Origin of the sequence: Paracoccus sp. J55, assembly GCF_000513975.1 — a bacterium.
In the GTDB taxonomy this organism is placed as follows: domain Bacteria; phylum Pseudomonadota; class Alphaproteobacteria; order Rhodobacterales; family Rhodobacteraceae; genus Paracoccus.
This window is the reverse complement of the sequence record NZ_AZVA01000005.1, coordinates 139116-159968: the sequence shown is the minus strand read 5'-3', so window position 1 is coordinate 159968 and position 20853 is coordinate 139116. Positions and strand designations below refer to the sequence as shown.

Annotated in this window: 21 protein-coding genes and 1 tRNA gene; 7 read left to right on the top strand and 15 right to left on the bottom strand. The window is 68.9% G+C overall.

The window, feature by feature from the left end; all coding sequences use genetic code 11:
- Nucleotides 1-151 precede the first annotated feature (151 nt).
- Nucleotides 152-1492: a tRNA (N6-isopentenyl adenosine(37)-C2)-methylthiotransferase MiaB gene (gene miaB / locus PARJ55_RS0107175; protein WP_051416180.1), complete on the bottom strand. Its 1341-nt coding sequence runs from the start codon at nt 1490-1492 to the stop codon at nt 152-154.
- A 67-nt stretch (nt 1493-1559) separates the two neighbouring features.
- Between miaB and PARJ55_RS0107170 the strand changes: the two genes are divergently transcribed.
- Nucleotides 1560-1886, top strand: coding sequence for a TfoX/Sxy family protein (locus PARJ55_RS0107170; RefSeq protein WP_028712416.1), 327 nt, complete (start codon nt 1560-1562; stop codon nt 1884-1886).
- 142 nt (nt 1887-2028) lie between these two features.
- Nucleotides 2029-3390 carry an aminotransferase gene (locus tag PARJ55_RS0107165; protein WP_028712415.1) on the top strand — a complete coding sequence of 454 codons (1362 nt, stop codon included), beginning with the start codon at nt 2029-2031 and terminating at the stop codon, nt 3388-3390.
- 14 nt (nt 3391-3404) lie between these two features.
- Here the strand turns inward: PARJ55_RS0107165 and PARJ55_RS0107160 are convergent, their stop codons facing one another.
- Complete coding sequence (locus PARJ55_RS0107160) at nt 3405-3674, bottom strand: DUF3572 domain-containing protein (protein ID WP_028712414.1); 270 nt, start codon at nt 3672-3674, stop codon at nt 3405-3407.
- A gap of 113 nt (nt 3675-3787) precedes the next feature.
- Here PARJ55_RS0107160 and PARJ55_RS0107155 point away from each other — a divergent pair, with 113 nt between their 5' ends.
- From PARJ55_RS0107155 to PARJ55_RS0107145, 3 genes are all read left to right on the top strand, one after another.
- Nucleotides 3788-5191, top strand: a complete 1404-nt coding sequence (locus tag PARJ55_RS0107155; RefSeq protein WP_028712413.1) for a diguanylate cyclase domain-containing protein — start codon at nt 3788-3790, stop codon at nt 5189-5191.
- 102 nt (nt 5192-5293) lie between these two features.
- On the top strand, nt 5294-5713 hold the full coding sequence (locus tag PARJ55_RS0107150) for a DUF983 domain-containing protein (protein ID WP_028712412.1): 420 nt from the start codon (nt 5294-5296) through the stop codon (nt 5711-5713).
- Nucleotides 5710-6435, top strand: coding sequence for a DNA mismatch repair protein MutT (locus tag PARJ55_RS0107145; RefSeq protein WP_028712411.1), 726 nt, complete (start codon nt 5710-5712; stop codon nt 6433-6435). Before PARJ55_RS0107150 ends, PARJ55_RS0107145 begins: the two co-directional genes overlap by 4 nt.
- A 22-nt stretch (nt 6436-6457) precedes the next feature.
- Here the strand turns inward: PARJ55_RS0107145 and PARJ55_RS0107140 are convergent, their stop codons facing one another.
- The 7 genes from PARJ55_RS0107140 to PARJ55_RS0107110 form a co-directional block, all read right to left on the bottom strand.
- Entirely contained in the window at nt 6458-7228 is a 771-nt protein-coding gene (locus PARJ55_RS0107140) for an enoyl-CoA hydratase-related protein (RefSeq protein ID WP_028712410.1), read from the bottom strand.
- A 64-nt stretch (nt 7229-7292) separates the two neighbouring features.
- Entirely contained in the window at nt 7293-7745 is a 453-nt protein-coding gene (locus PARJ55_RS0107135; RefSeq protein WP_028712409.1) for a cytochrome c-type biogenesis protein, read from the bottom strand.
- 3 nt (nt 7746-7748) lie between these two features.
- Nucleotides 7749-9710 carry a heme lyase CcmF/NrfE family subunit gene (locus PARJ55_RS0107130; protein ID WP_028712408.1) on the bottom strand — a complete coding sequence of 654 codons (1962 nt, stop codon included), beginning with the start codon at nt 9708-9710 and terminating at the stop codon, nt 7749-7751.
- An 88-nt stretch (nt 9711-9798) separates the two neighbouring features.
- Nucleotides 9799-10314, bottom strand: coding sequence for a holin family protein (locus tag PARJ55_RS0107125; RefSeq protein ID WP_028712407.1), 516 nt, complete (start codon nt 10312-10314; stop codon nt 9799-9801).
- Nucleotides 10305-10916: a holin-associated N-acetylmuramidase gene (locus PARJ55_RS0107120; protein ID WP_028712406.1), complete on the bottom strand. Its 612-nt coding sequence runs from the start codon at nt 10914-10916 to the stop codon at nt 10305-10307. The genes PARJ55_RS0107125 and PARJ55_RS0107120 overlap by 10 nt, the downstream gene beginning before the upstream one ends.
- Nucleotides 10917-10993: 77 nt before the next feature.
- The gene (gene ccmE / locus PARJ55_RS0107115) at nt 10994-11437 is read right to left on the bottom strand and encodes a cytochrome c maturation protein CcmE (protein ID WP_028712405.1); all 444 of its coding nucleotides are present in this window, start codon (nt 11435-11437) and stop codon (nt 10994-10996) included.
- 18 nt (nt 11438-11455) lie between these two features.
- Nucleotides 11456-12268, bottom strand: coding sequence for a glutamate racemase (locus tag PARJ55_RS0107110; RefSeq protein WP_028712404.1), 813 nt, complete (start codon nt 12266-12268; stop codon nt 11456-11458).
- A gap of 331 nt (nt 12269-12599) precedes the next feature.
- Here PARJ55_RS0107110 and PARJ55_RS0107105 point away from each other — a divergent pair, with 331 nt between their 5' ends.
- Together PARJ55_RS0107105 and purL are read left to right on the top strand one after the other, a co-directional pair.
- Complete coding sequence (locus tag PARJ55_RS0107105) at nt 12600-13520, top strand: LysR family transcriptional regulator (protein ID WP_028712403.1); 921 nt, start codon at nt 12600-12602, stop codon at nt 13518-13520.
- Between the two features lie 341 nt (nt 13521-13861).
- Entirely contained in the window at nt 13862-16033 is a 2172-nt protein-coding gene (purL, locus tag PARJ55_RS0107100; protein ID WP_028712402.1) for a phosphoribosylformylglycinamidine synthase subunit PurL, read from the top strand.
- Between the two features lie 300 nt (nt 16034-16333).
- On the opposite strand, the gene PARJ55_RS0107095 is transcribed toward purL, so the two are convergent.
- The 6 genes from PARJ55_RS0107095 to sufC all read right to left on the bottom strand — a co-directional run bounded on the left by PARJ55_RS0107095 (nt 16334) and on the right by sufC (nt 20851).
- Nucleotides 16334-16410 (bottom strand) — tRNA-Arg (locus PARJ55_RS0107095).
- A 47-nt stretch (nt 16411-16457) separates the two neighbouring features.
- Nucleotides 16458-17669 (bottom strand): cysteine desulfurase, encoded by a 1212-nt coding sequence (locus PARJ55_RS0107090; protein WP_028712401.1) that lies wholly within the window; start codon nt 17667-17669, stop codon nt 16458-16460.
- Nucleotides 17666-18253 (bottom strand): YIP1 family protein, encoded by a 588-nt coding sequence (locus tag PARJ55_RS0107085; RefSeq protein WP_028712400.1) that lies wholly within the window; start codon nt 18251-18253, stop codon nt 17666-17668. Before PARJ55_RS0107085 ends, PARJ55_RS0107090 begins: the two co-directional genes overlap by 4 nt.
- The gene (locus PARJ55_RS0107080; RefSeq protein ID WP_028712399.1) at nt 18250-18738 is read right to left on the bottom strand and encodes a hypothetical protein; all 489 of its coding nucleotides are present in this window, start codon (nt 18736-18738) and stop codon (nt 18250-18252) included. The genes PARJ55_RS0107085 and PARJ55_RS0107080 overlap by 4 nt, the downstream gene beginning before the upstream one ends.
- Nucleotides 18735-20096, bottom strand: a complete 1362-nt coding sequence (locus PARJ55_RS0107075; protein ID WP_156929440.1) for a SufD family Fe-S cluster assembly protein — start codon at nt 20094-20096, stop codon at nt 18735-18737. The genes PARJ55_RS0107080 and PARJ55_RS0107075 overlap by 4 nt, the downstream gene beginning before the upstream one ends.
- Nucleotides 20096-20851, bottom strand: a complete 756-nt coding sequence (gene sufC / locus PARJ55_RS0107070; RefSeq protein ID WP_028712397.1) for a Fe-S cluster assembly ATPase SufC — start codon at nt 20849-20851, stop codon at nt 20096-20098. The genes PARJ55_RS0107075 and sufC overlap by 1 nt, the downstream gene beginning before the upstream one ends.
- Nucleotides 20852-20853 lie beyond the last annotated feature (2 nt).

Genomic DNA, 20853 nt, shown 5'->3' with positions numbered 1-20853 from the left:
GAGGGTGGCGGCAGGGTGCGCCACGCGCGGCTGGCCGATCAGCCCCCCGGGCGGTTTTGGGCGATGCAGCGCACGGAAAACCACTTCTGCAGGGCGGCAAGGCGCGACGCCCAAGAAACGGCACGCGCCCGGCGGCGCGGGCCAGTGCCGTTCAGGCGGCCAGCACGCCCGCCAGCGAATTCGGCGCGCTGTGGGTGATGCGCACCCGCACCAGGTCGCCGACCCTGGCCTGGGGCGCCTCGACGAAGACCGCGTGCAGATAGTCCGACTTGCCGACCATCTGCCCCGGGTTGCGGCCGGGCTTCTCGAACAGCACGCCCAGCTCGCGGCCGACCATGCCTTCCTGCGCGGCCTTCTGCTGGCTGGTCAGCAGCGCCTGCAGCTCCTGCAGGCGGGCATCGGCCACGGCGCCCTCGACCTCCGGCCGCTCATAGGCTGGGGTGCCGGGACGCGGCGAATACTTGAAGCTGAAGGCGGTGCCGAAGTTCACCGCGCGCACCAGCGCCAGCGTGTCCTGATGGTCCTGGTCCGTCTCGCCGGGGAAGCCGACGATGAAGTCGCTGGTCAGCATGATGTCGGGACGCGCCTCGCGGATGCGCTCGATCAGCCGCAGATACTGGTCCACCGTATGCTTGCGGTTCATCGCCTTGAGGATGCGGTTCGAGCCCGACTGCACCGGCAGGTGCAGATAGGGCATCAGCTTCGGCTCGTCGCGATGCGCGGCGATCAGGTCCTCGGCCATGTCGTTGGGGTGGCTGGTGGTATAGCGGATGCGGTCCAGCCCGTCGATTTCCGCTATCGCCCGGATCAGCCGGCCGAAGCCCCATTCGGCCCCTTCGGGCCCCTCGCCGTGCCAGCCGTTGACGTTCTGGCCCAGAAGCGTGATCTCGCGCACGCCGCGGGCGACAAGGTCGCGCGCCTCGGCCAGGATGCGCGAGACGGGGCGCGAGACCTCGGCCCCGCGCGTATAGGGCACGACGCAGAAGGCGCAGAACTTGTCGCAGCCCTCCTGCACGGTCAGGAAAGCGGCGGGGGCGCGGCGGGTGGCGGCGGCGGGCTTCGGCAGGTGCTCGAACTTGTCCTCGGCCGGGAATTCGGTATCGACGCCGCCTCCGGCCCGCGCCATGGCCGGCAGGCGATGATAGGCCTGCGGTCCCACCACCAGATCGACGATCGGCATGCGGCGCTGGATCTCCTGCCCCTCGGCCTGGGCGACGCAGCCGGCCACGCCGATCTTCAGGTCCGGCTTTTCCGCCTTGAGCGGCTTCAGCCGGCCGAGGTCGGAATAAAGCTTCTCGGCCGCCTTTTCGCGGATGTGGCAGGTGTTCAGCAGCACCATGTCCGCCTCGGCCTGGTTCTCGGTCAGGACATAGCCCTCGGCGCCCATGGCCTCGGCCATGCGCTGGCTGTCATAGACGTTCATCTGGCAGCCATAGGTCTTGATGAAGAGTTTCTTCACCGCCGGGGCGGATTTCGGGGCTTGGTCGCTCATGCCGTGCTGTCCTTGGGGTTCGCGCGCTGATACAGGAAATCGGCTGCCTTGGAAAGTCTGGGCGAAGATGAGCGACCTGACCACGATCCCGAATATCGGCCCCGCGACCGCCCGCGCCCTGGTCGCGGCCGGCATTCCCGATGCGGCCGCCCTGCGCCGCTGCGGCGCGCACGAGGCCTATCGCGCGCTGCTGGCCGCCGGCGAGCGGCCGCATTTCATCGGCTATTACGTGCTGCACATGGGCTTGCAGGGCCGGCCCTGGAACGATTGCCGGGACGAGGAGAAAGCCGCGCTGCGCCGCCGCTTCGACGCGCTGGTGGCCGAGACGCGCGCCGCGCCGCTTTCCGCCATCGAGGCGGCACTGGACCGGATCGGCCTGCCCCGCCCGCGCTAGGCGGCGTTTTCGCCGCACCGTCGGGCAATTCGCCGGGCGGGCCGCGCCGCGGCCGGCACTTGGCCCGAACCGCGACGGCGCCCCATTGAACCGCCCCCGGCGCCCGGCTAGCCTGCCCGCAAAGCAGATGGAGGCTGACGACATGAACCAACCGCAAAGCTGGGAAGCCCGGGCCGAGACCTATTCGCTCTATGGTTTCACCGACATGCCCTCGGTCCATCAGCGGGGCACCGTCGTCGTGACCCATGGCGAGGGTCCCTATATCGTCGATGTGCATGGCCGCCGCTATCTGGATGCGAATTCCGGCCTGTGGAACATGGTCGCCGGCTTCGACCACAAGGGCCTGATCGAGGCCGCCAAGGCGCAATACGACCGCTTTCCCGGCTATCACGCCTTTTTCGGCCGCATGTCCGACCAGACGGTGATGCTGTCGGAAAAGCTGGTCGAGGTCTCGCCCTTCGACAGCGGCCGGGTCTTCTATACCAATTCCGGCTCCGAGGCGAACGACACCATGGTCAAGATGCTGTGGTTCCTGCACGCCGCCGAAGGCAAGCCGCAGAAGCGCAAGATCCTGACGCGCTGGAACGCCTATCACGGCGTGACCGCGGTTTCGGCCTCGATGACCGGCAAGCCCTACAATTCGGTCTTCGGCCTGCCGCTGCCCGGCTTCATCCACCTGACCTGCCCGCATTACTGGCGCTATGGCGAGGAAGGCGAGACCGAGGCGCAATTCGTCGCCCGCCTGGCCCGCGAGCTGGAGGATACCATCACCCGCGAGGGCGCCGACACCATCGCCGGCTTCTTCGCCGAGCCGGTGATGGGCGCGGGGGGCGTGATCCCGCCGGCCCAGGGCTATTTCCAGGCCATCCTGCCGATCCTGAAAAAGCACGACATCCCGATGATCTCGGACGAGGTGATCTGCGGCTTCGGGCGGACCGGCAGCACCTGGGGCTGCCTGACCTACGACTTCATGCCCGATGCCATCATCTCGTCCAAGAACCTGACGGCGGGCTTTTTCCCCATGGGCGCGGTGATCCTTGGCCCCGACCTCGCGAAACGGGTCGAGGCCGCCGTCGAGGCGATCGAGGAGTTTCCGCACGGCTTCACCGCCTCGGGCCATCCGGTCGGCTGCGCCATCGCGCTGAAGGCCATCGACGTGGTGATGAACGAGGGGCTGGCCGAGAATGTCCGCCGCCTCGCCCCCCGCTTCGAAGAGGGGCTGAAGCGCATCGCCGACCGGCCGAACATCGGCGAATATCGCGGCATCGGCTTCATGTGGGCGCTGGAGGCGGTCAAGGACAAGCCGAGCAAGACCCCCTTCGACGGCAAGCTTTCGGTCAGCGAGCGCATCGCCAATACCTGCACCGATCTGGGGCTGATCTGCCGGCCGCTGGGCCAGTCCATCGTGCTGTGCCCGCCCTTCATCCTGACCGAGGCGCAGATGGACGAGATGTTCGAGAAGCTGGAAAAGGCGCTCGACAAGGTCTTCGCCGAGGTCGCCTGAGGCGGCGGGCGGCCCTACCAGGGGTCGCCCCCGCCCAGCACGGCGCGCGCCATCTGCACCCGCTGCGGCGCGATCTGCGCGACCTGTGCGAAGTCCAGCACGCGCTGGTCCTGCTCCAGCAGGAAATCCAGCACGAAGACCGCGAATTCCGGCCGCGCCGCCATGGCGCGCAGGCCCGCCACGTCGCTGCCCGATTGCGCCAGCAGCGCCCCCGCCAGATCGGCGTCCCCGGCGATATGGGCGAAGCCCGCCTCCGCGATGTCGCGCGCCTCGTTCGGTGTCATGCGTCTCTCGCCTTCTTCGAGGCCGCGGCGAAATCGTCGCGGCCGGAAAGGATTTGTTAACCATTGTCGCGCAAGATGCGGGCCAGGGCAGCGGGTGTAAAGCGGGCATGACCATGGCGGGACGTATTCTTGTCGTTGACGGCGTGCCGACGAATCGCATCACCATGAAGGTGCGGCTGGTCTCGGCCTGCTACGAGGTCTCGACCGCCGCCTCGGGGGCCGAGGCGCTGCGCATGGCGCGGCTGATCCACCCGCAGATCGTGCTGATCGGCGCCAGCCTGCCCGATATGGCCGGGCCGGCGCTTTGCGCGGCACTGCGCGCCCTGCCCTGCGGCGCCGAGCTGCCGGTGCTGCTCCAGGCCAGCGGCCCGGATCGCGTGGCGGCGCTGCGCGCCGGCGCCGCGGCGCTGGTCGAACCGGGCGACGAACTGACGCTGCTGGCCCGGATCCGCGGGCTGATCCGGCACGAGGCGGGCGCGTTGCCAGACCCCCTTCCCGGCCTGGCCGAGGCGGCGGCGGGCTTTGCCCATGACGCCCATGACGCCCATGACGCCCGGCCGCGCGCGGTCTTCGTCGCCGACCAGCCGGCCACCGCCCTGGGCTGGCGCCACGCCCTGCAGGGCCGGGTCGATTTCGCGATCTCGGTCAGCGATCCCGAGCGCGCCCTGGCCGAGGCGGCGGCGGGCCGGGTGGCCGACCTTTACCTGATCGCGGCGGATATCCAGCAGCCGGGCGACGGGCTGCGCTTGCTGTCCGAGCTGCGCTCGCGCCCGCATTCGCGCGAGGCGGGCTTCGTCGTCGCACTGCGCGCCGGGCGGGCCGAGATGATGCCGGTGGCGCTGGACCTCGGCGCCGGGGACGTGCTGGCCTGGGATCTCGCCGGTCCCGACGCAGCGCCCGAATCGGCCATGCGCCTGCAAGCCCAGCTTGCCCGCAAGCACGAGGCCGACCGCCGCCGGCATGAAACCCGGCGCAACATGCGCTGGGCGATGACCGACCCGCTGACCGGGCTGCACAATCGCCGCTATGCCCTGCCCCGCCTGGCCGAACTCGCGGCCGAGGCGCAGGAGGGCCGGGGCGATCTGGCGGTCATGCTGCTGGACCTGGACCGTTTCAAGCAGGTGAACGACGTCCACGGCCATCCCGCCGGCGACGCGGTGCTGGCCGAGATCGCCGCCCGCCTCGCCGCCGCGCTGCCCGAGGGCGCGCTGCTGGCCCGGATCGGCGGCGAGGAATTCCTGGCCGTGCTGCCCGATTGCCCGGCCCGCAGCGCCCGCCGGATCGCCGAGGCGCTGCGCCATGCGGTGATGGCCGCGCCGGTCGCCCTGCCGCATGGCTGCGCGCTGCCCGAGCTGGACGTCACCATCTCGGCGGGCGTGGCGGTCGGCCATCCCGGTCCGCATGCGCCGGCACTGGACCCCGAGGCGCTGCTGACCAGCGCCGACCGGGCGCTGCTCAATGCGAAATCCTCGGGGCGCAACCGGATCGTCATGGCCTCGCAGATGATCGCGGCGTGAGGCCGCTGCGTCGCTTTGCCGCTGCCGCCGCGGTCGGCCGCGGCGCTTTTCTTTGCGGGCCTCTTGTCCTACATAGGGGCGGAACAGGAAAGGAACGCGCCGATGCCTCATACCTATTCCGATGCCACCCTGCCCGAACGTCCCGTCAAGCCGGCCATGCTGCGCGGCGCCCTGGGCCGTTGTCCCGCCTGCGGCGAGGGGCGGCTGTTCCGGGGCTACCTGTCGGTCCGCCCGGCCTGCCCGCATTGCGGCGAGGAACTGCACCACCAGCGGGCCGATGACGGGCCGGCCTATCTGACCATCCTGCTGGTCTCGCATCTGGGCGCGCCGCTGCTGCTGGCGGTCTACATGATGTATCGGCCCTCGGCCATGGCGATGCTGATCGGCTTCAGCCTGGGCGCGGTCGTGCTGTCGCTCTTGCTGCTGCCGCTGATCAAGGGCGGGATGATCGGCTTCCAATGGGCGCGCCGCATGCATGGCTTCGGCGCCGGGCCCGCGGGAATCGAGGCTGCCGCGTCGTGAGCGCCGAGGCCGGAACCGCCCCCGCAAGCCGCAGCGCCGCCGAGCCGCCGATCCGCGACGCCGCCACCGTCATCGTGCTGGACCGCAAGGCCCGCGGCGGGCCGTCGGTGCTGATGGGGCAAAGGGGCGCCTCGGCCGTGTTCATGCCCTCGAAATACGTCTTTCCCGGCGGGGCGGTGGATGCCGCCGATGCGCAGGTTCGGCTGGCCGGCGACCTGCCGCCCCGGACCTCGGCGCTGCTGGCGGCCGAGCCGCGCCCCGACTCGGCCGCCACGCCGCTGGCGCTGGCCGCCGCCGCCCTGCGCGAACTGGCCGAGGAAACCGGCCTGCTGACCGGCCGGCCCGGCCCCGCCCCCAGCGGCTGGGACCATTATTCCGGCGCCGGGCTGGCGCCGGATCCTTCGGCGCTGATCTACCTGTTCCGTGCCATCACCCCGCCCGGCCGGCCGCGCCGCTTCGACGCCCGCTTCCTGCTGCTGGATGCCGAGCGCCTGCATGGCGACCGCAACGATTTCAGCGCCGCCTGCGACGAGCTTTCGCATCTGCATTGGGTGCCGCTGCCCGAGGCGCGGGCGCTGGACCTGCCCTTCATCACCGAAGTGGTGCTGGCCGAAGTCGCCGGCCTGCTGGCCGCGGCCGGGGACAGCCCGCTCGTCCCGCCGCCGACGGTGCCCTTCTTCGACAACCGCGACTCGGCGCCGCGCTTCCTGCGCATCGGCTGAGCCCGGCCGCAGCGCGCCCGGCTCAGCGTCCGATGAACCGCGGCGCGCGCTTTTCCAGAAAGGCCGCGACGCCCTCGGCGAAATCCCGGCTGCGCGCCATCTCGCCCTGCAGCCGCGCCTCCAGCTGCAGTTGCGCCGCCATGTCGTTGCCGCTTGATGCCCGCAGCGCCTGGCGGATCGCCAGGAAGGCCGCGGTCGGCCCCTCGGCCAGGGTTCGCGCCCGCTCTGCCACCACGGTCGCGAATTCCGCGTCCGGCACCGCCTCCCAGATCAGCCCCCATTCCGCCGCCCGGGCCGCCGGGATGCGGTCGGCGAACAGCATCATTCCCATGGCGCGCGGCACGCCGACCGAGCGCGGCACGATGAAGGTGCCGCCCGCATCCGGGATCAGCCCGATGCGGCTGAAAGCCTGCACGAAACTGGCGCTTTCGCTGGCGATGACCACATCGGCAGCCAGCGCCAGATTGGCCCCCGCCCCGGCCGCGATGCCGTTCACCGCCGCGATCACCGGCACCGGCGCGTCCGAGATGGCGGCCAGCATCGGCTCGTATTCCTCGCGCAGGATGGTTTCCACGTCGAAGCCGGCCGTGGCGTCGGTCAGGTCCTGGCCCGAGCAGAAGCCGCGCCCGGTCCCGGTCAGCACCACGCAACGCGTGCCCTGCGGCAGGTTCGTCATCGCCGCCACGATCTCGGCCCGCATGGTGCGGTTCAGCGCGTTGACGGTGTCGGGCCGGTTCAGCGCCAGCCGCGCAATGCCGTCCCGATGCGTGAATTCGATGGTCTGAAAGCTCATCCGGTCCCCCTGCTTTCGGCCATCCTGCCCAAGCACCGGCCAGGGGAAAAGGCCCGACCCTGCGTCAGTCGCGCATGATCCGGTCCAGCCGGGCCTTTTCCTCGTCCGAGAGCCGGGCCGGACCTTCTTCGGGCAGGTTGCGCGAGCGCACGAAGCGCCAGCCCAGCAGCAGCGCCAGGACCGCCATGACCGGCCCGGCCAGATAAAGCAGCCAGTTCACCCCGCGCGCCGGCGGCTCGAACAGCACGTATTCGCCGAAACGGTCGGTGACAGCCTGCACCGCCTCGGCATCGCTGTCGCCCGCGACCAGCCGCTCGCGCAGGTAAAGCCGCAGGTCGCGGCTGATCGGCGCATTGGATTCGTCGATGGTCTCGCCCTGACAGACCGGGCAGCGCAGGATCTTCGAGATCTCGCGCGCCCGCGACTCCAGCGCCGGGTCGGACAGCACCTCGTCGGGCTGGACCGCCAGGGCCGGCAGCGCCAAGAGCAGCGACAGGGTCAGGATCAGCGCGCGCATCGCCTACTCCGCCGGCTGGGCCGCGGCCCGGCTCTGCCGTGCGCCGGCGGCGACGCGATAGCGCCGGTCGGACAGGCTGATGCAGCCGCCAAGCGCCATCAGCGCCGAGCCCAGCCAGATCCAGCTGGCGAAGGGCTTGATATAGCTGCGCACCGCCCAGCCGCCGGCCTGCTGCTCGTCGCCGATCACCAGATAGAGGTCGCGGAACAGCCCGTTCTGGATCGCCGCCTCGGTCGTCGGCATGGCCTGCACCGGATAGACCCGCTTTTCGGGATGCAGCAGGGCGACCTGCCGGCCGTCGCGGCCGACCCTCATCGTGGCCACGATGGAATCGTAGTTCGGGCCGGTGCGCTCCTCGACCGCCTCCAGGGTGATGTCATAGCCGGCGACGGTAAAGGTCTGGCCGACCTGGGCGACGCGGATGTCCTCGACCTGCCAGGCCATCAGCAGGCTGATGCCGATGAAGGTGACGCCCAGCCCGGCATGGGCCACCGCCTTGCCCCAATCGGCGCGCGGCAGGCGGCGCAGGCGCGCAAGGCCGGAATTGCCGGTGCGCAGCCACAGGTCGGCCACCGCGCCGCCGACCAGCCAGGCACCCAGCCCGGCGCCGATCACCGCCAGCGCCGAATGCCCGGTCGAGACGGCAAAGACCAGCGCCATGACGGCGGCGGCAAAGACCAGCGCGCCGCGCAGCGGATAAAGCACGCGCTTCAGCCGGCCGCGCTTCCATGGCAGGATCGCGCCCAGCGGCAGGATGATCGCCAGCGCCACCATGAAGGGGGTGAAGGCCTTCTCGAAGAAGGGCGCGCCGACCGAGAGCTTCTTGTCCCAGGCCATCTCGGCCACCAGCGGCCAGACCGTGCCGATGAAGACCACGAAGGCCGAAACCGCCAGCAGGATGTTGTTCAGCACCAGCGCCCCCTCGCGCGAGACCGGGGCGAAGGCGCCCCGCGCCTGCATCGAGGCCGCGCGCACGGAAAAGAGCAGCAGCGCCCCCCCGACGAAGAAGGCCAGGATCGCCAGGATGAACACGCCGCGCTCGGGGTCACTGGCGAAGCTGTGCACCGAGGTGATGATGCCCGAACGCACGATGAAGGTGCCGATCAGCGAGAAGCCGAAGGCCATGATGGCCAGCAGGATGGTCCAGCTTTTCAGCACCTCGCGCTTTTCCACGACGATGGCGGAATGCAGCAGCGCGGCGGCGATCAGCCAGGGCATGAAACTGGCGTTCTCCACCGGGTCCCAGAACCAGAACCCGCCCCAGCCCAGCTCGTAATAGGCCCACCAGGACCCCAGCGCGATGCCGATGGTCAGGAAGACCCAGGCCGCCAGCGTCCAGGGCCTGACCCAGCGCGCCCAGGCGGCATCGACCCGCCCCTCGATCAGCGCCGCCACGGCGAAGCTGAAGGCCATGCTGAGCCCGACATAGCCGAGATAAAGGAACGGCGGATGAAAGGCGAGGCCGGGGTCCTGCAGCAGCGGGTTCAGGTCGCGCCCGTTGAAGGGCGGGCTCGCCATGCGGGCGAACGGGTTCGAGGTGAACAGGATGAAGGCCAGAAAGGCCGCGCCGATCGCCGCCTGCACCGACAGCACCCGCGCCCGCAGCTTGGGCGGCAGGTTGGCGTCGAAGCTAGCCGCCGCCGCGCCGAACAGCGACAGGATCAGCACCCAGAGCAGCATCGAGCCCTCGTGATTGCCCCAGACGCCGCTGATCTTGTAGAGCATGGGCTTGGCGGTATGCGAATTCTCGTAGACCAGCGCGACCGAGAAGTCCGAGGTCACGAAGGCCACGGTCAGCGCCGCGAAGGAAATGCCGATCAACCCGAATTGCGCCAGCGCGGCGGGGCGGGCGCTGTCGATCCAGCCGCCCCAGCCCCTGGCGGCGCCGATCATCGGCACGATCATCTGGAAAAGCGCCACGGCAAAGGCAAGGATCAGGGCGAAATGGCCGATTTCGGCGATCATGGGCTTCCTCCGGGTGGCTGCCCCGCAGAATAGCCGTGGCGCGGGCGGCAAGCCAGCCCCCCGCGCCTGCCAGATTGTCACAGCATCGCTATTTCGCGGCTTCCGCCTCGGCCCAGTCGCGCAGGGCCGGATTGTCGCCGAAGGACCCGCCGGCCTCCGGCGCCGGCAGCGTCAGCGGCGTGGCCGGGGGTGCGTTGCGGATGACGGGCCGGCTGCGAAAGTAATGCGCCTCGCGCGCGCCGAAATAGAAGCTGATGACGGCGCCCAGCAGCCACCAGAGCGGCTCGGGCACAAGGTTCAGGTTCTGCATCCGCAGCCCGAAGCCCTCGGGCTCGACCATGGCATAGCCGAAGAGCGCCAGCGTCCCCAGCGTCATCATGGGACGCGGCAGCCGGTTCAGCCCGTTCATCATGCCATCGAACCAGCCCCGCGGCGCGGCGGCGAATTCCGCGCCGTGCTGGGTGATGGCGCGGGCATAGGCTTGCTCGTCCAGTTCCATGCGGCGGGTGGCGTTCTCGCGGAACACCTCGGCCATGCCGGTGGCGGCATTGGCGACGGTGGCGGCGGCGGCGCCCGCCCCCAGGAAACGGTCCATCAGCCCCATGCCGCCACCCTTGCGCGATGCTCGGCCAGCGACAGGTGATAGCGGGGCGAGATGAACTCCTCGGCCCGCAGGATCCAGCCGCCCTTGCCCCCCGATTGCGTGCGGGCGTATTTGCGGCTGGCCGGGCGCGCATCGCCCAGCGAATAGTAGTAGTTGCGCCGCGCGATGCCGTAGGCATCGGCGAAATGGCCGGGTGCCGCCGCCTCGGCCTGCCGGGCGGCCAGGATGGTGCGCGGCCCGACCAGACCGTCGTCGGTCGCGGCAAAGCCCATGCGCGTCACCAGCCGTTGCAGGATCTTCACCGCATTGGTGCCGGCATTGACATACATGTCGAAGACCGAGGCCTGCACCGAGGCCGGCAGTTCCGCCAGACGCGGCCGGCGGAAGTAATGCTCGACGAAGATGCGCTCGGCATCGGCGCGGGTCAGCGCCCTGACGTCGCGGATATCGACGCGCCCGTCGCCGGTCTTGTCGATGCCCAGCCGCCGCAGCGTCGCCAGCGTCACGCCGAAATTCGTCGCCCCGCCCGGATCGTCGGGATCGTTGACGTAGCCCCCCTCACGCGCGACGATCTCGGCCGCGATCTGTTCCACTGTCTTCATGCCAGCCCCCACTTGCGGAAATGGGGCCAAGGCTGGGGGAGTGCGGTTAACGCCCTGTTAACCAGGCGCGCGTTGCGTCAGGAGTTCGGGTCCTCGTAGACGCCCTGCTCCTTGAGCGAGTCGATGACCTCGCGCGGCATGTAGTTCTCGTCATGCTTGGCCAGGATCTCGGTGGCGACGAAGGTGTCGCCCTCCATCCGGCCGGTGCCGATCATGCCCTGGCCTTCGGCGAACAGGTCGGGCAGCACGCCGGTAAAGCGCACCGGGATCGAGGCGCCGCCGTCGGTGACGCGGAAGCTCACCGTCTCGCTGGCGCCGCGGATCAGGCTGCCGTCCTCGACCAGCCCGCCCAGACGAAAGACCTCGCCGGCCTCGGGGGGGCTTTCAGCCATCTGGCTGGGCGAACGATACAGGTTGATGCCGTCGCGAAACCCGTAGCCGATCAGCCCGACCGCCAGCACCAGCGCCAGGGCGGCGGCGACAATGATCTGGATGCGGCGCTTTTTCTTCAGTGATTTCATCGTTCAAGCTTTCCAGTTTCAGGCACTTTCGAACCTGATCGGATGGCGGAGGAATTGCGTGGCCTTGCCCGAGACGCGCTCGGCATCGCCGGTGGTCAGGAAGCGCGAGACGGTGCCGCTGCCCAGCATCTCCGGATGGCGCTTCAGGTAGTCCTCAAGGCTTTCGGCGACAAGATCGGGCTGGGAATAGACCTTGACCTGCGGCCCCAGCGCCTTCTGGAAGGCGGCCTGCACCAGCGGGTAATGCGTGCAGCCCAGGATCGCCGCCTCGGGATGCGGCATGCGGCGCAGCAGCGCCTCGACATGGCTGGTCACCAGCGCCTCTGCCAGGATCTCGTCGCCCATCTCGATCGCGTCGACCACCCCGCCGCAGGGCTGGGCCTCGACATCGACGCCGATAGCGCGGAAGGCCAGTTCGCGCTGGAAGGCGCGGCTGGCGACGGTGGCGGGGGTGGCGAACAGCGCCACATGCTTGACCGCCACCTCGCGCGGCGGCGAGTTGTCGCCCCAGCGCCGCTCGGTCAGCGCCTCGATCATCGGCACGAAGACCCCCAGCACGCGCTTGCCCTCGGGCAGCCAGGTCTCCTGCATGCGCCGCAGCGCCGCGGCCGAGGCGGTGTTGCAGGCCAGGATCACCAGATCGCAGCCTTCGTCCCAAAGCCGCTCGACCCCGGCGCAGGTCAGGTCGAAGATATCCTCGGCGTCGCGCACCCCATAGGGCGTGTGCTTGTTGTCGCCCAGATAGGCCAAGGGCAGGTCCGGCATGCGGGCGGCAATCGCGGCCAGAACCGTCAGCCCGCCCAGACCCGAATCGAAAACCCCTACCGCCATGACTAGCCTCCTGCTCGCGACGCGCCTTTTTAGGACGCAAGGCGAGGGAACGCCATGATTTATGTCATGCGGCCAGGGCCCGCGGCGGCCCATCCCGATGCCGCCGGCGTTCAAAAGCCCGTGACGGCGCCCCGCGGAGAATCGGGCCCCCCGGGCGGTATTCTGCACGCTTGTCCGGCCCTTTCCGTGCGGATGGCGGTTCGGCGGGCAGTGTGCGTCAGCAACACTGACGGATAAAGGGTTTTCCGGGCGTTTTGCAGGCTTGTTCCGCTAACCTTCTGTGGTAAGGGTTGCACGGATTGCATGGCTGATGCCGCAAGAAAGCACTGTTATGGATTGGGATAAGTTAAGAATATTTCACGCCGTCGCCGACGCGGGCAGCCTGACCCACGCGGGCGATGTTCTGCACCTGTCCCAATCCGCCGTCAGCCGCCAGATCCGCGCGCTGGAGGATTCGCTGGGCACCACGCTTTTCCACCGCCATGCCCGGGGACTGATCCTGACCGAACAGGGCGAACTGCTGTTCGAGGCGACCTCGTCCATGGTCCGCAAGCTCGACACCACCGCTGCCCGCATCCGCGACAGCGAGGAGAACGTCTTCGGCGAGCTCAAGGTCACCACGACCACCGGCTTCGGCACCATGTGGCTGGTGCCGCGCCTGGCCAAGCTCTATGACCGCTATCCGGACCTCAAGATCGACCTGATGCTGGAAGAGCGCGTCCTCGACCTGCCCATGCGCGAGGCCGATGTCGCCATCCGCATGAAAGAGCCGAACCAGCAGGACCTGATCCGGCGCCGCCTGCTCAATATCCGCATGCGGCTTTACGCCACACCTGAATATCTGGAAAAGGCCGGCGTGCCCCACACGCTCGAGGATCTGGCGCCGCACCGGCTGATCTGCCAGAGCCCGCAGACGCCGCAGGTCAGCTCGGGCGCCGTGCTGTCGCAGATGTTGCTGGCGCGGACCATGAAATCGACGCTGATGGTGAACAACTATTTCGGCGTGCTGCAGGCGGTGCTGAACCACGTCGGCATCGGCGTGCTGCCGGATTACCTCAGCGCCGATTTTCCCAACCTTACCCGCGTCTTGCCGGATATCGAATCCGGCGAGGTGCCGGTCTTTCTGGCTTTCCCGGAAGAACTGCGCGCCTCGCGCCGGGTCGCGGCCTTCCGCGATTTCGTGCTGGAGGAAATCCAGTCGCTGCGCAGGCAGCAGACCGAGGAACAGGCCGGCGACCGCCCCCTCGGATGAGCGGCAAACGGGCAGTTGCCCGGCCGTTCTGCCCGAGGCATTCGCAGAATGCATATCGGCCATGTGCCGCAATGCGGAAATCATCCTTGAACCGTTCGCCGACTGCACATATTTCCGATCTCGAAGGGGATGATTTGAAGCAATTCTCATCACCTTCAACCTCCCTGTTGGACTTGAGCCGGGCTTCATGCCCGGCTTTTTTTTTGCCCGCCGGCCGCGCCTTCGCCGCGGCGCGGCAGAACCGTTTCGGATCGCCGCCGCGCCGGGCCGCGCGCGGCCCCTTTCCTAAAGCCCCGCCTGCGCTTAAAAGGCCCGGGAAACCGGGGAAAAGGGCGCCAGACATGAACGAACCGCAGATCACCGAGGAACTGATCGCCGCGCACGGGCTCAAGCCCGACGAATACCAGCGCATCCTCGAGATCATCGGTCGCGAGCCGAGCTTCACCGAACTCGGCATCTTCTCGGCGATGTGGAACGAGCATTGCTCCTACAAGTCCTCGAAGAAATGGCTGCGCACCCTGCCGACCAAGGGCCCGCAGGTGATCTGCGGCCCGGGCGAGAACGCCGGCGTCGTGGATATCGGCGACGGCCAGGCCGTGGTCTTCAAGATGGAGAGCCACAACCACCCCTCTTATATCGAGCCGCACCAGGGCGCCGCGACCGGCGTCGGCGGCATCCTGCGCGACGTCTTCACCATGGGCGCCCGCCCCATCGCCGCCATGGACGCGCTGTCCTTCGGCCGGCCCGAGCATCCCAAGACCGCGCATCTGGTCAAGGGCGTGGTCGAGGGCATCGGCGCCTATGGCAATGCCTTCGGCGTGCCGAACGTCGGCGGCGAGGTGCGCTTCCACCGCAGCTATGACGGCAACTGCCTGGTGAACGCCTTTGCGGCGGGCCTCGCGGACAGCGACAAGATCTTCTATTCCGCCGCCTCGGGCGTCGGCATGCCGGTGGTCTATCTGGGCGCCAAGACCGGGCGCGACGGCGTCGGCGGCGCGACCATGGCCTCGGCCGAGTTCGACGACACCATCGAGGAAAAGCGCCCCACCGTGCAGGTCGGCGACCCCTTCACCGAGAAATGCCTGCTGGAGGCCTGCCTGGAGCTGATGCAGACCGACAGCGTGATCTCGATCCAGGACATGGGTGCGGCGGGCCTTACCTGCTCGGCGGTCGAGATGGGCGACAAGGGCGGCCTGGGCATCAAGCTGGTGCTCGACGCCGTGCCGCAGCGCGAAACCAACATGACCGCCTATGAGATGATGCTGTCCGAGTCGCAGGAACGCATGCTCATGGTGCTGAAGCCCGAGAAGGAGGCCGAGGCGCGGGCGATCTTCGAGAAATGGGATCTGGACTTCGCCATCGTCGGCGAGACCATCGCCGAGGACCGTTTCCTGATCGTCCACGGCAACGAGGTCAAAGCCGACCTGCCGCTGTCCAAGCTCAGCTCCAGCGCGCCGGAATACGACCGTCCCTGGATCGAGACCCCGGCAGCGGGCGAGATGTCCGCCCTGCCCGCCATCACCCCCATCGCTGCGCTGAAATCGCTGATCGGCAGCCCCAGCTACGCCCACAAGGGCTGGGTGTGGGAGCAATACGACACCCAGGTCGGCGCCGACACCATCCGCCGCCCCGGCCTCGGCGCCGGCGTGGTGCGCGTGCACGGCACCCGCAAGGCGCTGGCCTTCACCAGCGACGTGACGCCGCGCTATGTCAAGGCCAACCCCTATGAGGGCGGCAAGCAGGCGGTGGCCGAGGCCTATCGCAACCTGACCGCCTGCGGCGCCCTGCCGCTGGCCACCACCGACAACCTGAACTTCGGCAATCCTGAGAAGCCCGAGATCATGGGCCAGCTCGTCGGCGCCATCAAGGGCATCGGCGAGGCCTGCGCGGCGCTGGACTTCCCCATCGTCTCGGGCAACGTCTCGCTTTACAACGAGACCGACGGCAAGGGCATCCTGCCCACGCCCACCATCGGCGGCGTCGGGCTGATCGCCGACCTGGACGATCTGATCGCCGGCCTGCCGGCCGAGGGCGACATCGCGCTGGTCATAGGCGAGACCCGCGGCCATCTTGGCCAGTCGGCGCTGGCCGCCGAAGCCTTCGGCATCGAGGCGGGCGACGCGCCGCATGTGGACCTGGCCGCCGAGCGGCGCAACGGCGAGTTCCTGCGCGCCCATGGCAAGCTGGTCTCGGCCGCGACCGACCTGTCGGATGGCGGGCTGGCGCTGGCCGCCTTCGAGCTGGCCGAGGCGGCGGGCCTGGGCGTCACGCTGGACAGCGCCGATATCGCCCAGCTTTTCGGCGAGGATCAGGCCCGCTATCTGGTCGCCTGCAGCGAGGAGAATGCCGCGCAACTGATCGCGGCGGCCCAGACGGCAGGCGTGCCGCTGGCGCGCGTCGGCCGCTTCGGCGCCGACCGGGTCTCGCTTGGCGGCGACGCCGCGCCGCTGGCCGAACTGTCGCAGCTTTATCGCGGCGCCTTCGAGAAGCGGCTGAACCTGGAACTCGCCTGACCCTGTCCTGGGTCTTCCTTTGCGCCCGGCTGTCGCCTCCGCGATGGCCGGGTTTTTCACGCGCCCAAGGCAAACCCCACGGATGACGCCGCGTCACGGGTGATCCCGCATTCCCCTTTGCCGCGGCCGCCCCCAGATAGGCTGCACAGGCCGGTCCCCGGATCAGTCACCCAGAGGCTGCGGAATTTTTCCTCCCGAGATCCGCAGCGAACGCAAGCCCCGCTCCTGCCATGAGCGGGGCTTCTTTCCATCGCAGCGCCGGATCAGGAAACGCGGCGGCAGGGCGGATGAAGGGGAAAATGGCGGTCCCAACACGATTCGAACGTGTGGCCTCTACCTTCGGAGGGTAGCGCTCTATCCAGCTGAGCTATGGGACCGCGAGCCCCCGTTGATTACCCGCAAACGCGCGGCTCTGCAATGGGGTTCAGGCGAAAAGCTCGCGGCAGAAGGTCAATCCGTCGATCAGCGCATCGACCTCGGCGCGGGTGTTGTACATGGCGAAGCTGGCGCGCGCCGTGGCCGTGACGCCGAAATAATCCAAGAGCGGCGTGGCGCAATGCGTCCCCGCCCGCACGGCGATGCCGCGCTTGTCGAGGATGGTCGAGATGTCATGCGCATGCGCGCCCTGCATGGTCATCGAGAAGATCGCGCCCTTCTCGGCCGCGTCGCCCTGCACCGACAGCCAGTTCAGGCTGCGCAGCCGGTCGCGGGCATAGTCGCGCAGGTCGCGTTCATGCGCGGCGATGTTCTCCATGCCAAGCGCCATCAGGTATTCCAGCGCCGCGCCCAGCCCGATCTGGTTGGCGATGCCGGGCGTGCCGGCCTCGAAGCGCAGCGGCGGGTCGGCATAATCGACGCTGTCGCGGGTGACGGTGCGGATCATGTCGCCGCCGCCCATGAAGGGCCGCATCTCGGCCTGCCGTTCGGCCCGGATCCAGATCGCGCCCGACCCCGAGGGACCATAGAGCTTGTGCCCGGTGATGCAGTAGAAATCGACGCCGAGCGCGGACAGGTCCACCGGCATGTGCACGGCGGCCTGGCTGCCGTCGGCCAGAACCGGCACCGAGGTGCCGCGCGCGATGGCGCCGATATCGACCACGGTGCCGGTCACGTTCGACATATGGGTGACGGCGATCAGCCTTGTCCGCGGCCCCACCGCCGCCAGCACCTTCTCGGGCGGCAGGCTGCCGTCGGGCTCGGGCTCGACCCATTTCAGCTGGACGCCCTGGCGCTCGCGCAGGAAATGCCAGGGCACGATATTGGCGTGATGCTCCAGCACCGACAGCACGATCTCGTCGCCCGCCTGCAGGCGCGGCGCGGCCCAGCCATAGGAGACGAGGTTGATGCCCTCGGTCGCGCCAGAGGTGAAGATCACCTCGTCCTCGCGCGGGGCGTTCAGGAAGCGGGCGATGATGGCGCGCACGCGCTCATAGTTCTCGGTCGCGAGATTGGACAGGAAATGCAGCCCGCGATGGACATTGGCATATTCCGCCTCATAGGCGCGGGTGATGGCATCGATCACCGCGCGCGGCTTCTGCGCCGAAGCGCCATTGTCCAGATAGACCAGAGGCCGGCCGTTCACCTGCCGCGACAGGATCGGGAAATCGGTGCGGACCTTTTCGACGTCGAAGCTCATGGTGTCACCTCGGGGACGATGCCGAATGCCGCCGCGATCAGCGACAGCACGAAGCCAAGCAGGAAGACGCTGCCGATCAGGCCCACCACCACCTTGCCGGTGCTGGTGAAGCCGTGCAACGCCTTGGTCATGGTCACGGCAAGATAAAGGAAAAGGCCAAAGGCCAGCATGGAGAGCAGCGTGGCCGTGGCAGGAAACAGCGCCATCATCACCACCTGCACAGCCTGCAGCCCGACCAGCATCAGCTCGACCCAGCCGACGATCAGCAGGGCGTCGGGAAAGGTGCCATGGCCGCCGAACAGCCGCCCGATCTGCGCAACGAACAGGGCCGACAGCACCATGGCGCCCAGCTGGATGCCGGCCAGCGTCATCGGTTCGGAAAGCATGCGCGAGACGGGGTTGTCCACCTCGACCGGGAACAGCAGCAGCGACAGCGCAGCAAGCAGCGTGGAGAGCGTCACCGCCAGCAGCAGCACCATCCAGCGCGCCACCATCGGCAAGTCCAGCTCGCGCAGCACGCGGACGGCTGCCTCCGGGTCCCGCAGGGTCAGGACCGTCAGGTCGCCAAGATCGCCCAGTTTCATCTGTTCCCCGCCAATGCGCGCAGTCCCGCGCCCCATATCACGAGAAAGCCCAGACCCGCCACCGCCCGCGTCAGGCCAAGCGCCGGACCGGGGCCGACCAAGCCGGCGGTCAGCCCCACCAGCAGCATCGCCGGCGCCACCGCCAGCAGCGCCCAGAACAGCGCCAGGCGCGAATCCAGCGGCGCCACCGGCCAGGGCGTCAGCCGCGACAGGCCCGAGACCAGCGCCGCCACCGCATAGGCCAGCAGCGGCATCATGAACATCACCGCCAGCAGCGCCCCGCCCATGCGCGCGCCCAAGGGCACCTCGGGCATGAGCTGCGCATCCCGGGCATGGCCCGGGGCCTGCGCGACCAGAAACACCAGCATCGCCGCCATCAGCACGACGATCAGCGCCCGGTCGGGCATGCCGCGCAGGGATCTGACCACCCTGCCCGGCGCCCACCAGCTTTCCAGAATGCGCGGGACGATGCCGGCCCGGCTCATGCCCCGCCCGAACCGGCCTTGCCCGGATTGCCCGCGCGCGCCGTCAGCCAGTCTTCCAGCCGGCCGAGGATGTCGTCGCGCAGCCGCTGGTCCTCGATCTCGTCCAGCGCATCGGCCAGGAAGGACAGCACCAAGAGCACGATGGCGCGTTCCTTCGGCACCCCGCGCGAGCGCAGGTAGAACAGCGCCGTCTCGTCCAGCGCCCCGGTGGTCGAGCCATGCGAGCATTTCACGTCGTCGGCATAGATTTCCAGCTCGGGCTTGGCGAGGAACTGGCTGCCCTCGTCCAGCAGCAGCCCCTGGCTGATCTGGTAGCCGTCGGTCTTCTGCGCGCCGGGCTTGACCAGGATCTTGCCCTGGAACACGCCCTCGGCGCCGTTCTTCAGCACCTTCTTGAACACCTGCCGGCTTTCGCAACGCTCGGCGGCATGGGTGATGAAGACGGTGTCGTCGTGGTGGAAGCGGCCGATGTCGCCGTCACCCAGCACCGCCGCGGCGATATGCGCCACCGCATCGTCGCCGGCAATGTCGATCACCGCCTCGTTGCGCATCATCAGCCCGTTGACCGTCAAGGTGAAGGACTTGAACAGCGCCTCGGCGGCGACGCGGGCAAAGATATGGCCCAGCCCCAGCTTGGGATCGTTGGCGCGCTTGGCGCTGATGTGGTGGAAGCGCGCGCCCTGGCCCAGATCGGCCTCGATCACCACGTTCGAGCGCGCGCCGATCGAGCCGGTTTCCAGCAGCGTCAGCTCGGCCCCCTCTTCAAGCTTGACGACGTGATGCAGATGGACGTCCGCATCGGCGGCCGAGCGGCGATAGGTGATGTGCACCGGCCGGTCCGGCTTGCCGGTGACGCGGATCAGCACGCCCTCGGCGGCGGCCAGCGTATTCAGCGCCGCGAAGGGACGCTTGACCGGCACCTGCCCGGCGGCTTCCAGCCGGCCATAGAGCCCGGCGGCCCAGTGATCCGCCCGCGCCTCGGCGGCGGCGAGGCTTTCGATCTCGACCCCCTCGGCTTCCAGCGCATCCGAGGCGGCGGCATCGAGGCGCCCGTCCACGAAGACGATGTTCAGCCGGTCAATGCCGGTGAACAGGGTGCTGGTATCGGCAGCCAGATCGACCGGCTGCGGCCGGGCGGCGTTGAAAGCTGCCGGATCGGTATAGCGCCAGTATTCGTCGCGCGCGCCGGGCAGGCCCATGGCCTGCAGCCGCTGCGCCGCATCCTCGCGCGCCGGACGGGTAAAGCCGCCGCGCGGCAGGTCCAGCGCGTCCAGGCGCGCCGCCAGGGCGGTGTCGCCGGGACGGGCCTTGCCCTCGACCGCGGGAACCTGCGCGGCAAGAACAGCCGTGTCCGCCATTACCCGACCTCCGCCAGAAGATCGCCGTAGCCGTGCTGCTCGACCTGCAGCGCCAGTTCGGGCCCGCCAGTGCGCACGATGCGGCCGTCGGCCATGATATGCACCACGTCCGGCCGGATATGGTCCAGCAGCCGCTGGTAATGCGTGATCACCAGGAAGGCCCGGTCGGGCGAGCGCAGCGCGTTCACCCCCTCGGCCACCAGCCGCATCGCATCGACGTCGAGGCCGGAATCGGTCTCGTCCAGGATGCACATGCGCGGCTCCAGCATGGCCATTTGCAGGATCTCGTTGCGTTTCTTCTCGCCGCCCGAGAAGCCGACATTGACCGGGCGCTTCAGCATCTCGGCGTCGATCTTCAGGGTGCGGGCCTTTTCGCGGATCAGCTTCAGGAACTCGGCCGAGGACAGCTCTTCCTCGCCGCGCGCCTTGCGCTGCGCGTTCACGGCGGTGCGCAGGAAGGTCATGTTGCCGACGCCGGGGATCTCGACCGGATACTGGAAGGCCAGGAACAGGCCGGCGGCGGCGCGCTCCTCGGGCTCCATCTCCAGCAGGCTCTCGCCCTCCAGGCTCGCCTCGCCCTCGGTCACCTCATAGCCGTCGCGGCCCGAAAGCACATAGGACAGGGTCGACTTGCCCGAGCCGTTCGGCCCCATGATGGCATGGACCTCGCCAGCCGGGACGGTCAGATCGACGCCTTTGAGGATCTGCTTGTCCTCGTCCTCAAGCTTGACGTGCAGATTCTTGATTTCCAGCATGG